Source organism: Bacillus sp. FSL W8-1143, assembly GCF_037965155.1.
GTDB classification, from domain to species: Bacteria; Bacillota; Bacilli; order Bacillales; family Bacillaceae; genus Bacillus; species Bacillus pumilus.
In genome coordinates this window covers 2023191-2036019 of the sequence record NZ_CP150182.1, presented here as the reverse complement: position 1 = coordinate 2036019, position 12829 = coordinate 2023191, and the positions used below count along the sequence as shown (strand labels likewise).

Annotated in this window: 16 protein-coding genes; 11 read left to right on the top strand and 5 right to left on the bottom strand. The window is 41.1% G+C overall.

The annotated features are described in order from the left end of the window. Window positions 1–127: 127 nt before the first annotated feature. The 6 genes from NSQ36_RS10110 (at window position 128) to NSQ36_RS10085 (ending at window position 4193) form a co-directional block, all read left to right on the top strand. Window positions 128–298: a YpmA family protein gene (locus tag NSQ36_RS10110; RefSeq protein ID WP_003215469.1), complete on the top strand. Its 171-nt coding sequence runs from the start codon at window positions 128–130 to the stop codon at window positions 296–298. A gap of 12 nt (window positions 299–310) precedes the next feature. Next, complete coding sequence (gene tseB / locus NSQ36_RS10105; protein ID WP_050943862.1) at window positions 311–796, top strand: cell wall elongation/penicillin-binding protein regulator TseB; 486 nt, start codon at window positions 311–313, stop codon at window positions 794–796. A gap of 115 nt (window positions 797–911) precedes the next feature. Then, window positions 912–2204, top strand: a complete 1293-nt coding sequence (gene asnS / locus NSQ36_RS10100; RefSeq protein ID WP_088001079.1) for an asparagine--tRNA ligase — start codon at window positions 912–914, stop codon at window positions 2202–2204. A gap of 98 nt (window positions 2205–2302) precedes the next feature. Next, window positions 2303–3007 (top strand): DnaD domain-containing protein, encoded by a 705-nt coding sequence (locus NSQ36_RS10095; RefSeq protein ID WP_034661036.1) that lies wholly within the window; start codon window positions 2303–2305, stop codon window positions 3005–3007. Window positions 3008–3024: 17 nt separating this feature from the next. Continuing rightward, complete coding sequence (nth, locus tag NSQ36_RS10090) at window positions 3025–3687, top strand: endonuclease III (RefSeq protein WP_012010351.1); 663 nt, start codon at window positions 3025–3027, stop codon at window positions 3685–3687. After that, on the top strand, window positions 3684–4193 hold the full coding sequence (locus tag NSQ36_RS10085; RefSeq protein WP_003215857.1) for a YpoC family protein: 510 nt from the start codon (window positions 3684–3686) through the stop codon (window positions 4191–4193). The genes nth and NSQ36_RS10085 overlap by 4 nt, the downstream gene beginning before the upstream one ends. Window positions 4194–4427: 234 nt before the next feature. Here NSQ36_RS10085 and NSQ36_RS10080 read toward each other — a convergent pair whose 3' ends face one another. Then, window positions 4428–7142 carry a PBP1A family penicillin-binding protein gene (locus NSQ36_RS10080; protein ID WP_050943863.1) on the bottom strand — a complete coding sequence of 905 codons (2715 nt, stop codon included), beginning with the start codon at window positions 7140–7142 and terminating at the stop codon, window positions 4428–4430. Between the two features lie 43 nt (window positions 7143–7185). Continuing rightward, complete coding sequence (recU, locus tag NSQ36_RS10075; protein ID WP_050943864.1) at window positions 7186–7797, bottom strand: Holliday junction resolvase RecU; 612 nt, start codon at window positions 7795–7797, stop codon at window positions 7186–7188. A gap of 46 nt (window positions 7798–7843) precedes the next feature. On the opposite strand from recU, the gene NSQ36_RS10070 reads away from it, so the two are divergent. Then, on the top strand, window positions 7844–8800 hold the full coding sequence (locus tag NSQ36_RS10070) for a DUF2515 domain-containing protein (RefSeq protein ID WP_251190383.1): 957 nt from the start codon (window positions 7844–7846) through the stop codon (window positions 8798–8800). A 23-nt stretch (window positions 8801–8823) separates the two neighbouring features. Here the strand turns inward: NSQ36_RS10070 and sspM are convergent, their stop codons facing one another. Further along, a complete protein-coding gene (gene sspM, locus NSQ36_RS10065) occupies window positions 8824–8928 on the bottom strand; it encodes an acid-soluble spore protein SspM (RefSeq protein WP_012010346.1) in 105 nt (34 codons plus the stop codon). A gap of 196 nt (window positions 8929–9124) precedes the next feature. On the opposite strand from sspM, the gene NSQ36_RS10060 reads away from it, so the two are divergent. The 3 genes from NSQ36_RS10060 to NSQ36_RS10050 all read left to right on the top strand — a co-directional run bounded on the left by NSQ36_RS10060 (window position 9125) and on the right by NSQ36_RS10050 (window position 10346). After that, the gene (locus NSQ36_RS10060) at window positions 9125–9358 is read left to right on the top strand and encodes a DUF5446 family protein (protein ID WP_223251159.1); all 234 of its coding nucleotides are present in this window, start codon (window positions 9125–9127) and stop codon (window positions 9356–9358) included. Window positions 9359–9415: 57 nt separating this feature from the next. Continuing rightward, window positions 9416–9787, top strand: a complete 372-nt coding sequence (locus tag NSQ36_RS10055; protein ID WP_137055055.1) for a YppE family protein — start codon at window positions 9416–9418, stop codon at window positions 9785–9787. Between the two features lie 106 nt (window positions 9788–9893). Beyond that, entirely contained in the window at window positions 9894–10346 is a 453-nt protein-coding gene (locus NSQ36_RS10050) for a YppG family protein (RefSeq protein WP_050943868.1), read from the top strand. A gap of 20 nt (window positions 10347–10366) precedes the next feature. Here NSQ36_RS10050 and NSQ36_RS10045 read toward each other — a convergent pair whose 3' ends face one another. Beyond that, entirely contained in the window at window positions 10367–10786 is a 420-nt protein-coding gene (locus NSQ36_RS10045; protein ID WP_339205624.1) for an Hsp20/alpha crystallin family protein, read from the bottom strand. A 167-nt stretch (window positions 10787–10953) separates the two neighbouring features. Between NSQ36_RS10045 and NSQ36_RS10040 the strand changes: the two genes are divergently transcribed. Continuing rightward, a complete protein-coding gene (locus NSQ36_RS10040) occupies window positions 10954–11460 on the top strand; it encodes a PTS glucose transporter subunit IIA (RefSeq protein WP_339205622.1) in 507 nt (168 codons plus the stop codon). 52 nt (window positions 11461–11512) lie between these two features. Here NSQ36_RS10040 and NSQ36_RS10035 read toward each other — a convergent pair whose 3' ends face one another. Beyond that, the gene (locus NSQ36_RS10035) at window positions 11513–12631 is read right to left on the bottom strand and encodes an NADH-dependent flavin oxidoreductase (protein WP_309216843.1); all 1119 of its coding nucleotides are present in this window, start codon (window positions 12629–12631) and stop codon (window positions 11513–11515) included. Window positions 12632–12829: the final 198 nt, after the last annotated feature.

Below are 12829 nucleotides of genomic sequence, written 5' to 3'. Positions count from 1 at the left end.
CTTTAGCTGGTGTGGGTTTGGAGTTAATTTATCGTAACGGCTTTTTGTGTTCCGTTGTAAAAATAGTATCGGTTCCCGCGCCGAAAAGTATGACTAACAATATTTACGTACCGAGGAGGAATTAGAAGTGGAAAGTAAAATAGAGGTACTTTCAACTGTTCACATTAAGCATTCAGAGGACCTGTATAAAATTGTTGACTTATTGAACAGAACGCTTAAAAGAGAAGATCTCATGTTTGGATTGGCATTAGATCAAGAAGATCAAAATCAAGCGATATTTACAATATATCGCACATAGGGGAAGCTTGACATGAAAAAAATAGTTTGGATCATTTCATCCGTTGTGGCTCTCGTTTTGCTCATTGGCATCATCAGCTTTACGTGGATTTATCAGATTGCCATGGGGCAAAAGGAACAAGGTCATGAGGCGGCGATTGAACGAGCAAAAAAACAAGCAAACATCGTACAAGTGGAGCAAGTAGAAACCTTTGTCGGAAAAGAAAAACAATTTATTGTTGAAGGGAAAAACAAACAAAATGAAACAACCTATGTTTGGGTACCTGCCAGCAAAAAAGAAAAAGTGATTGCAAAAAAAGCAAAAGACGGTATTACCTCAAATCAAGCAGTACAAGCTGTTCAAAAGGAGAACACAGTCTCTAAGCTAAAGGACGTTCAATTAGCAAGAGAAGGTGACGTACTCCTTTGGGAAGTGACGTACTTAAATGAAAACAATCAATACAGCTTTAGCTATGTCGACTTCTCAACAGGACATGTGGAAAAAAATGTAACACCATAGTTTCTCCTGTCTTGCGTTGACCATGCTGATTTAGAACGGTTATAATAAAATGTATGAAAAAAGAATCACACCTATCGAAAAGGTGAGTTTCTTTCTGGCTTTGGAGGGAATTATGTTGAAAACAACGATTAATCAAGTGTTCAAACATGTCGATGAAGATGTAACCATCGGCGCATGGATTGCCAATAAACGTTCAAGCGGTAAAATTGCATTCTTGCAGCTGCGTGACGGGACAGGCTTTATTCAAGGAGTCGTAGTAAAAGCAGAAGTGGAAGAGGAAGTCTTTAAGCTTGCGAAATCAGTCACTCAAGAAACATCTGTCTATGTGACAGGACAAGTAACAAAAGACGAGCGTTCACCTCTTGGTTTTGAATTGCAAGTGAAATCCATTGAAGTGATTCACGAAGCAACTGACTACCCGATTACACCAAAAGAGCATGGAACAGAATTCTTAATGGATCACCGTCATTTATGGCTTCGTTCTAAAAAGCAGCATGCCATTATGAAAATTCGTAACGAAATCATTCGTGCTACATATGAGTTCTTCCATCAAGAAGGCTTCGTGAAAGTAGACCCGCCAATTTTAACTGGAAGTGCACCTGAGGGTACAACGGAGCTGTTTGCGACGAAATATTTTGATGAAGATGCGTACCTTTCTCAAAGTGGACAGCTTTACATGGAAGCTGCGGCAATGGCACTCGGAAAAGTATTCTCATTCGGTCCAACATTTAGAGCTGAAAAATCTAAAACTAAACGTCATTTAATTGAGTTTTGGATGATCGAGCCTGAGATGGCTTTTGTCGAATTTAATGAAAACCTTGAGTACCAAGAAAATTATGTGACTCATGTGGTTCAAAGTGTACTTGAAAACTGTAAAGTGGAACTGCATACACTTGGCCGTGATACAGCAAAATTAGAAAATATCAAAGCACCATTCCCGCGCATCACTTACGATGAAGCAATTAAATTCTTGCAAGAAAAAGGCTTTGACGATATTGAATGGGGAGATGACTTCGGCGCACCTCACGAAACAGCGATCGCTGAAAGCTACGATAAACCAGTGTTTATCACTCATTATCCAACATCATTAAAACCATTTTACATGCAGCCTGCACCAGATCGTGATGATGTCGTTCTTTGTGCAGACTTGATTGCACCAGAAGGCTACGGAGAGATCATTGGCGGATCTGAGCGTGTCCATGATCTAGAGCTGCTTGAAGCAAGATTGAAAGAACATGGGCTAGATCAAGAAACATACAAATGGTACACAGAATTAAGACAATATGGTTCTGTACCGCATTCAGGTTTTGGTCTTGGACTTGAACGTACTGTTGCTTGGATTAGTGGAGCGCCGCATGTGCGTGAAACCATTCCTTTCCCAAGATTATTAAACCGTTTATATCCTTAAGACGTGAAAGCCTCCAACATATGGAGGCTTTTTCAAACGTTTTTTGAAGGGGCACGTGAAATAAAACGTGATATACTTAAAGTGAAGAGGTGTATCCGATGAATAGGCAGCAATTTATTAATATGCAGCAAATGGGTTCGACCAGTTTGCCTAATTTGCTGATTGCTCATTATGAGCAGTTAGGACTGAATGAATCACAAATGATGGTGATGCTTAAGATTAAAATGAATGAAGAACAAGGTGTGTTCTTTCAAACATTTGAAGAGCTATCCCATGGCATGACCATTTCAGCTGAAGAGTGTGCGTATATGGTTCAGCATTTAATTCAAAAAGGATTTATTTCGATTCAGCCGTTTGAAGACGGGTCTGGTATTCAGCATGACCGTTACTCAGTTGAGCCTTTATGGGGCGTGCTGTATGACTTTTTAGAGGCAAAACAAGCGAAGGAAGGTCAAAAACTTCACGTACAGGCTGAAAAGTCTTTATATGCTTTATTTGAAGATGAATTTGGCAGACCGCTCTCTCCTCTTGAAGGAGAAACACTCTCGATATGGATGGATCAAGACCATCATGATGCTGAAATGATTCGCCTAGCATTAAGAGAAGCGGTTTTATCAGGAAAATTAAATTTCCGTTATATCGACCGAATTCTGTTTGAGTGGAAAAAGAAAGGGCTAAAAACAGCGGAAGAAGCAAAAGAGCATAGCCAGCATTTCCGTTCTCAGCAAAAAGCGCCACCATCAAAAGAAGAGACGTCAACATATAAGCGACAAGTTCCTTTTTATAATTGGCTGGAACAATAACCAATGAAGGAGAAGTCATGTTATCAAAAAAACAAATCAATGAATGTTTAGATATTATAGGAGATATGTTTCCAGAGGCCGAGTGTGAGCTTGTTCATTCGAATCCATTTGAACTTGTGATCGCTGTAGCACTCTCTGCGCAGTGTACAGACGTGCTTGTCAACAAAGTGACCAAAACGTTATTTCAAAAATATAAAACACCAGAAGACTATTTAAGTGTACCGCTTGAAGAATTGCAGCAAGATATTCGTTCGATTGGCCTTTATCGAAATAAAGCCAAAAACATTCAAAAGTTGAGCAAAATGCTGATTGAAGAATATGGCGGCGAAGTGCCAAAGGATCGGGACGAGCTTGTGAAGCTTCCTGGGGTGGGCCGGAAAACAGCAAATGTCGTTGTTTCGGTCGCTTTTGGGGTGCCGGCAATTGCAGTGGATACACATGTAGAACGTGTTAGCAAGAGACTGGGAATCTGCCGCTGGAAGGATTCTGTTCTCGAAGTAGAACAAACCTTAATGAAAAAAGTGCCAGAAGAAGATTGGTCTGTGACGCATCACCGCCTGATCTTTTTTGGCAGATATCACTGCAAAGCGCAACGTCCGCAGTGCGAATCTTGTCCGCTTCTTGATATGTGTAGAGAAGGGCAGAAGAGGCTGAAAAAAGGATTGGTGAAGCTGGCATGAGCGGGGCAGTTGTTTTTTCCTCATATGTCGAAAAACTAAAAGGGAAAAAGGTAGAGATGAAAGGCGATCGAGTAGACATCCTTAGAGAGCATCCACTCGCATATGATCTATCTTCAGAACCTTTAAGAGATGAACTTCCATGGCAGAAAACAGAAGAATTTGTTCCTGTGATGTTCGAACTGTGGAATGAATTAAAAGAAAAAATGCTTCCTCGTTTTCAAACAAGAAAGTCCCGGTGTGAAGAAGATGATATGCTTCAAGGGATTGTCAGTATGATTGCGATGTTTTACTGGATCAAAGGGGAGAGACTGCAAACGCTTGATTGGGAACATATTAAGCAAGAGACATTTCCTGTTGCTCCTATTAATTGGACAGAACGTTTAGAGTTCATATTGGTAAAACCGACTCAATATCACTGCTTCATTCAACTAGACGAGCTATACACAGAACTAAAAAAGCAGTATGGAAAATATGAAGCACTTAAAAAAATCAGACAAAACCGTTAAAAAAGCACTTGCCATATAGGCAAGTGCTCAGCGTGTAGACAAACCCTCGCATTCGTTGTCAGGTCTGCGCGCTAGTGCTCACGAATGTTCAATTCGCTCCGCGCCAGTGCTCGCCCTTCCTAGACTTCAAAGGTTTTCTATCACGCTGAAAAGAAGACAAAGTGCTAAAATAAACATCATTTTAGCACTTTGTCAACAATAAAAGCACTTGCCATATAGGCAAGTGCTTTTTCATTATTCATTTTCTTTTCGATTAGGAGAAGTTGATTGCGAACTTGAGTTTTGAGAGTTCGTTTTTGCATCATCTTTCTTTTTATCTTTATTGTCAGTTTGTGAATTGCCGTTCCCATTTGTACTGTCTGAGCCATCATCGGAAGAACCATTATTTCCGTTTTCCGTATTTCCGCCTTGATCCTGATCCTTATCTTTGTCTGGATCTTTTTTATCATCTGGCTTTTGCTCATCAGTGCCTGGGGGTTGATTTTTGTTATCGTCAGTCTGGTCTGTCTGCTCGTCGTCAGGCTGCTGCGGTTCTTCTTCTTCTTTGTTCTCATCATCTGCTTTTTCTTCCTTATCTTCATCATCTTTGATGGTGAGGAAGGTAGAAGCTGCTTTACTTGTGACATCCTCTACAGTGGCTGTCACTTGGAATTTATAAGTAGAGCCAGGCTTTACATCAGAGATGACCGCTTCTTTAGCAGAACTGTTTTGAATCTCTTTATAGCCGCCGTTATCTACCGCTTGTTTTACATTAAATGTAGCATCTGCGTCGTTATCATAGCCCCAAGTCAGTGTGATGGATTTTTTCTCTTCATCATACACTGCTTTTAAATCAGAAGGCTTATCAGCTTCTTTTTTCTCATATGTGTCAGACACTTTTGTCGGAACCGTACCTTTTACAAAGTATTCTGTTGTCTTCTTCTCACTAGGTGTATTTGGTCCGGCCAATTTCGCTGGATCCGATCCTTTTTCAACCGTAGCTTCTACGACACTGTCTGGTTTTTCAAATGAGCCGCTTCCATCATCAATTTGAGAAATTAATCGCTGGAAGACGAGTTTGGCAACACGCTGCTCATAATCTGTGAGCCACATTTTGCCGTCCGCATCTTTTGAGTTACCGATTCCAGTCCAAACGGCTGCTGTATATTGCGGCGTATAACCAACAAACCACGAATCTTTCGCACCGCCAGAAGGAATATTGTATTTATTGATATCATCTTGTGTAAAGTTCGTTGTACCTGTTTTACCAGCTACTTGAACGTTCGGTACTTGTGCAAGTGTCCCAGTTCCAGATTGGACAGCAGTTTTCAGCATATCTGTGACCATAAAGGCTGTGTAATCACTCATAGCCGCTTTGGAATCTGGCGTTAGGTCAAGCTTTGTACCGTCATTAAATTCAACAGACTTGACAGCATGCGGTTCGTTATAATATCCATTATTACCGAATGCACTAAAGGCCCCAGCCATTTTTAGAGAGGACACGCCATCGTCAAATCCACCGATTGAGTAAGACTCAGGAATGTCAGACGGTAAGTCCATACCTAAATTATTGGCGAATTGAACGGCATTGTCTGTGCCAGCTTCTTGGAAAGCTTTTAGGGCAGGGATGTTTCGTGATTGTGCCAAAGCACTTCTCATCGACATTTTCCCTAAATGTCTTCTGTCAAAGTTATTAATTGGTGTACCGTTTGAGTACGTATACGGCGCATCATCAATTTGCTGGTACGTTGACCATTTTTTGTTTTCAATGACTGGACCGTAATCTAAAATTGGTTTGATTGTTGAACCTGGCTGACGTTTTGCATCAGTCGCATAGTTAAAGCCGCCGGCTGGTACATCACGTCCACCGCCAATAGCGCGAATTTCACCATTTTTCGTATCAAGCAGAGTAACACCTGCCTGCATACCTTTCGTAAATCCAACTGAATCTCCATTGATAATATCATCTAGGTGATCCTGAGCTTTTCGATCAAGTGATGTATAGATTTTTAGTCCATCAGTTGATACATCCACTTTGGCTTTTTTCTGTACTTCTTCCATGACTTCTTCAATATAAGCAGAATACTTACTTGAGTTCTGGCTCTTATATTTATCAGCAGGGATGACAGTTTTGCTGACAGGGGTTGCTTTTGCAACTTCATAGTCTTTCTCTGAAATGTAGCCTTGTTTTTTCATGAGCCCTAGCACGATATTGCGGCGTTTTTCCGCTGCCTCAGGATTTTTCACTGGGTTATAAGCAGAAGGACTCTGCGGCATACCTGCAAGTGTGGCAGCCTGTGCAACCGTTAGTTTATTTAAATCTGTCACGCCGAAAAATTGTTCAGCCGCTTTCCCAACACCGTAAGCATAAGGTGAGAAGAAAATGCGGTTTAAATACATTTCTAAAATTTCATCTTTAGAGTACTTTTGCTCAAGCTGAATCGAGAGCCATACTTCCTGTACTTTACGTTTTAACGTTTTTTGATTGTTAAGTAGAGTGTTTTTCACAACTTGCTGTGTAATTGTACTTCCACCTTCAGCTCCAAAGCCGTCCTCGACGTTTGCGACAAGGGCACCGCCAATACGGATTGGGTCTATCCCGTGGTGTTTATAAAAACGTGCATCTTCCGTTGCGATAAATGCTTCTTTTACCACATCGGGTATATCTTTAATCGAGACATACGTTCTTTTTTCCGCACCGACTTCTGCAAACACTTTCTTGTCTATGTCATAAAGCTTTGAAGAATACGGTGTTTTGAGCTTACTATCATCAATTGAAGGAGCGCTCGATGCAAAAACGGCAAAAGTTGTGATTCCGGCCACTACACAAAGAAGACCGATCACGAGTAAAGATAAAAATATTTTTTTAAATAGACCTGCTTTCTTTTTGCCTTTTTTGTTCTTTTGCTTCTTATTGTTTTCTTGACTTGCTTTACGTCGCTGTTCACGACTTGTAAATTGATCAGACATCACATCTCAACCTTTCGTGTTAAACCTTTTTCGAACGTCATTGCTACTCACTTTCATCCGAAAAATGAAGTGTCTCCACTACTTTAATATAATCAATTCTTGGCGAATATCCAAGTGTCATTAAGTGGCCGGCTTCCATTAATTCATCTTTACTAATGGATTTTCGGCCGTTTAGCTTCTGCCGCTCCCAGAAGAAAAAGAGATCTGAAGCGGGCAAATAATAAACGGAGCCAAATGCGGATATAATAACGAAACAAATGCCGCCTAGCTTTTCAACCTGTTTCATATGCTCAATTTGATGGTCGTGGAAATTTTTGAGCGGAAACGAGGTGGTGCTTTTGGTCTCCTTTGCTTCAAAATCGATATAGCGCCCTTTGTACACTCCATTATAGTCTGTTGTGGATGATTGCTTAAAATAGGCTTCTTTGATCACAGCAGCGCTTCTTTTTGGATAATCCACATTCACAATCTGAACGGGGGTAGGCTTTTTATGAATGACTGCGATCCCATTGACCAAATAGTACTGGTTGGTTTCATTTAAGTCAGCCTCAAGCGTCATCCCACGGTTACTATAAGAGGATTCGCCGCTGATTCTTTTTTTTGTCCCAATTGGTTGAATGGGCTGATACGATTTTCCGTTTGGATACCGAATCATCAAGTTTCAGCCTCCTTTTAATGCATTTTGTATTGGAGAGATACCTATGTTGTCACAAGAAGAGTACATCATCACTCAGCATATATTGCGTGAAACGAAAGTGAAAAATAAAGACAACCTGACGAGGACAAATGCTTACAAGCGCTTTTATGATCGTCATCCAGAGATGAAATGGTCGCTGCTTGCTTCCTTTGTCTCGAGAAATGCTGGATGGTCTATGACGGATCTAAAGGGCGAGCTCTTCCATCCAGGTTTAACAGATCAAGAGGGGCACCTTTTTTTCACAGCATATGAAAGAGCGAATTGGCTGATCTTTTCGGATGCTTACCCTCAGCTTCTTTTGTATGAATGGTCTAAGCGGTGCGGCAAACCCTTGTTCCATCTGCTTCCGTATTTTTCTGTATCTCGTTTTATGAGCACTGAGTGGGAACGTTTTTGGCTAAAGCGTGACACAGAGCGCCTGCTTTATGCACTCATCATAAATGAACAATATACTATACAATCTCCTATTATACAAAATCCTCTACTGAAAAAGAATGTTTTTCACTCGATTCAATATCTGTTTAGTGAGTGGGGACATTTTCAAACCGTTGTTTTTCCAACGGTGGACGGGCATTTGTACGGGTTAACCATACGGAAGTTTTCCCACGTAAAGGAGCGTATTTCATTAGGGAAAAAACTAGCGAAACTATTATTTCGGGCCGATTTATTTTCGGGTTTTTATCATTTTTTGCATACTGTTCCGCATACCGGATCACGGTTTGATTTTGAGCCGTTTTTAGGGATCGCTAGAAGGTCAACACCTTTTCTTCGAACTGTTTATCCAGTGATGACACATTCATTAGACGATCAAAGAGAAGATTGGTTTCAAAAGAAATTGAGCTCATCTTTGTTTGATGCAGAGACATTGCCAAAACAAATTGAGCTGACCGACTGGTATTTTCATAAAAAAAGACAGCTTCGTTTTCTTTTCTCATTAGAGCACTATTTTTTGCATAAATAAAAAGCAGGGGGTACCTGCTTTTTTTACGTGGATGGTCGATTAGGACCGCCGAGCTTTTTATCAAGCTGGTCTGTACTGTTTTCTTTCCCTTTTGGCTTTTGCTCTTTTGGTGCTGGCTGCTTTTTCATGAAATCTACCTCCTTTGTCCTTAGAATTTACACAATCGGACGCAATCATACAAAGAAGGACAAGCATATGTCGAAAAGGAAGAAATAGCGCTCATCTACACTTAGATTGGCGATTTGCTTCTAGTTTTGTCATGTGTGAAGGAGGGTGTGAAAGAAAAGAGAATGTAACGAGAGACGATAAAGGAGGAATCTGATGATGAGCGAATTTGTATCAAAAGAATCCATTTTGCAGTTATTAGAGGAAATCGAGCGAAAAATTGATGCGGTGGAAGAAGAGCTGTCTCTTGCTGTGAACGAAACAACACGTGCAGCCATAGAGGAGCAAGAACAAATGATAGACAGGCTTGAATCAGAAGTAAAGGACTGTGAAGTGAAGATTCACGCAGCTGAGTATCAACTGGCGGCAAGACCGGCATACCACGCAGGGTAGCTTTCTATTTGAGCAATAAGTAAACGTTTGATAGGATGGTTCATAGAGGTGAACACTTTGGATAATCAAACATTACTTGAACATACACAAGAGCTGAGAATATGGATCGAAGAGGCGTATGAGCAGTACCAAAAGGGAAAGGCTGAAGAGGAATACCCCGTATATGATTTTCACACAGAAATTCAGCCGGCCGTTGAGTCATTTGATCAGAAAATGGAAGAGTGGCTCACTGCTGCGATCTCGTTTATTCATCTGGCGAAGCCTAGATATTTACACGAAGAACAGCTTGAAGCCGTCAAAGAAAATGGGAAAGAGGTTGTCCTGCAATCTTATTTTGGCAAACAGCATGCACCCCGTGTGAAAAATTTAGTTGAGTCAGTGATTTACACACTGAACCTTTTAATAGAAGAAATCAACAAGCGCAGCTGAAGACATCGCTGCGTTTTTCTTATGGCTGCTTTAGGCACATCTTCTGCTTTTCGTCATAATATGTGAGTGACAAGACTATGCGCTGAGAGCGAGAGGAGCGAGATATATGATCCCTTATTCAAACCAGCAGCCGTATGAATTCAATCCATTCAATCAAGGGCCATTTCCGTATCCAGAAATGCAGCAGCAGCCTCCGCAGCCTCCAGAATATTTTATGCCGCCACATCAAGGTGGAATGAGCCAGGCATCACCTGCTGTCTATCCGCCGCCTTATGGATATCAAGAAAATGTGCCGCCTTTTCAGCCGCCCGAAGCGATCAATCAACCCCAGATGCAGCCACCAGGCATGATGCCCATGCAGCAGCCTATGAACCCTTATCCTTTGCCAAGACCGCAAAAACAGCAATCATCTCAATTTAAAAGTGTGCTATCGCAATTCAAAAAAACGAATGGACAATTCGACTTTAACAAAATGTTTGATACAGCTGGGCAAATGATGAGTACGATGAATCAAGTAGGCTCATTAGCGAAAGGATTTACGAGCATTTTTAAAGCATAGTTAAAACCCAATAGAAGGATCTATTGGGCTCTTTGCTTTGGTGCCGTCACACGAAGCGTTTGATCTTTCCACACGCTTTTCATGTTCGTTTCATCTATTTTTGCCGGCATTAAAATGGTTTTTGTAAAGCTCGAATACGTGGAAGTTGTATCCGTTTTAATTGTTTCCTGTACGGATAAGTGTAAATATTGGGCTTTTACTTCTAGTGCGATATCGCCTTCGACAAAATGGTCGGGAAATTGGATTGCGATATACACAAACTGCTCATCCTCTGTCACATCGGTCGTAATCGATGCAAGTGAATGCGATGTGGTCATGAGTGCCTCCGCACTATTTAATATCTCATGAAACGGGGAGGATGCGAAAAATTGTTCAATCGCTTCATAGAGAATATCTTCATTTGCCAGCAATTCATGTTTCTTTTCGCCTTCATGTTCCATTTGAATCACCTCTCATCTACAGCCTATGCAGAAAGGACTCAGGCGGTTATCAATTGATGAGAGGAAAAAATTATGATTAAATAGTGTTGAATGAAGCAAGGTGTATGAGCGCAGCGTTTCATACACGGAATAGATATAGAAGCAAAGCTTGAAGGGAGCAATTGACATTGCTGAAAAAATTATTCGGTTTCGGGAAAAACCAAGATGATGTAAAAGAAGAAATCATTTATTCTCCAGCTGATGGAGAGTTAATGGATATGACGGATGTACCAGACCCTGTTTTTTCTCAAAAGATGATGGGAGACGGCGTAGCAGTCAAACCAAATAGTGGCACGATTGTGTCACCAGTAGAGGGTGAACTCATCCAGCTCTTCCATACAAAACATGCAATTGGCATTCGAACACTCTCAGGGCTTGAGCTTCTGATTCATATCGGACTTGAAACAGTGGGATTAAATGGTGAAGGATTTGAAGCGCACATCAAAGAGGGCGATAAAGTGAAGATCGGCGACCCTCTCATTACGTGTGATTTAGAACTGATTGAAGAGAAAGCGGCAAGTACAGTGACACCGATTGTCATTATGAATGGTGACTTGATCGAGCATCTCGATAAAGAGCCAAAGGGATCTGTTGAAAAACAGACATCTAAGCTTTTTACCGTTAAATTAAAATAATCAGGACACAAAAAAACTACCCAATCGCATGAGGGTAGTTTTTTTGATGACATTAATCTTCCATCGGAACCCAGCCTTGACTTGCTTCCATAACAGACCACAATCCTTCTGGAATCAAATATTGATCTTTTTGGCTGCGTTTAATAACAGTTTCAATCTCGCTTTCTCTGCCTTCTTTAATCTTCTTTGCCCAATCTGGGTCGACGATTAGCTCACGTGCGACAGCGATAAGCGGAATTCCTTGGTTATAGGCACTTAGTGCATCTTCGGCTGTAATGACGCTGCCTACACCGATGAGCGGAAGGTTATCGCCGCAGCGATCTTTTAGCAGCTCCATACGCGTCTTATCCGTATCTGCACCGCGTCTTGCTTTAGAGTCAATCTCCATTAAAGAGATATGCAAATAATCAAGGTTTTTAGTTTTAAGAACATCGACTAAGGTAAACGTCTCTGTCATCGTTAAACCAGGCGTTTCTGGTTCTTCAGGGGATAATCGATATCCAAAGATAAACGGTTTTTTCGCATGCTTTTCGATTGCTTCTTTCACTGCATCCACAACAGCGATAGGGAAAGCTAGACGCTTTTCTTCATTTCCTCCCCACTGATCTGTCCGCTGGTTGCTATGTGGAGAGTAAAATTGCTGTAATAGATAACCGTTTGCACCGTGGATTTCCACGCCGTCAAATCCTGCTTTGACCGCTCGTCTTGCCGCTTCTTTAAAAGAGTCAATGATATGAACAATTTCCTCTTCTTTTAAAGCGCGTGCAATCTGCTTTCCATCTTTAAACACGTCACTTGGCGCAACCACATCACCATTTGGAACTAAGTGAGGGAGAGCCTGAGAGCCGCCGTGATGAATTTGAATGATGGCTTTTGTTCCCTTTGCCTGAATCGCAGAAGCTAGTTTTTTCAGGCCGGGTATATCTTCATCTCTTGCGATAGAAGGCTGTCCTTCAAATGCCTTACCATCTGGAGTCACGTTCGCACATGCTGTGATCACCATGCCCATATCACTAGATCTAGCTGTAATGAAATCAATTTCCTCTTTAGAAATAGTGCCATCCTCGTGAGAACCGAAGTGTGTCATTGGCGCAACGACTAACCGGCCATTAATAGACGCACCTCCTGGAAACGTAAATGGTTCAAATAATGGCTCAAAATCTTTTTTCATACGATTTCCTTCTTTCTTGAAATGTTTTCTCTTCTGAAGTGTAATTGATATGGTTACATGCAAACAAATAATTTGCTCAGAAAAACATTTCAAAAATTGTCGTCTGCTCATGCAAACAAATAATCGGTGCACTAGAATTAAGAGATGGAACGTAATGGAAAGGAAAATAATGACTGATCTTATTGATGAATTAAAAGC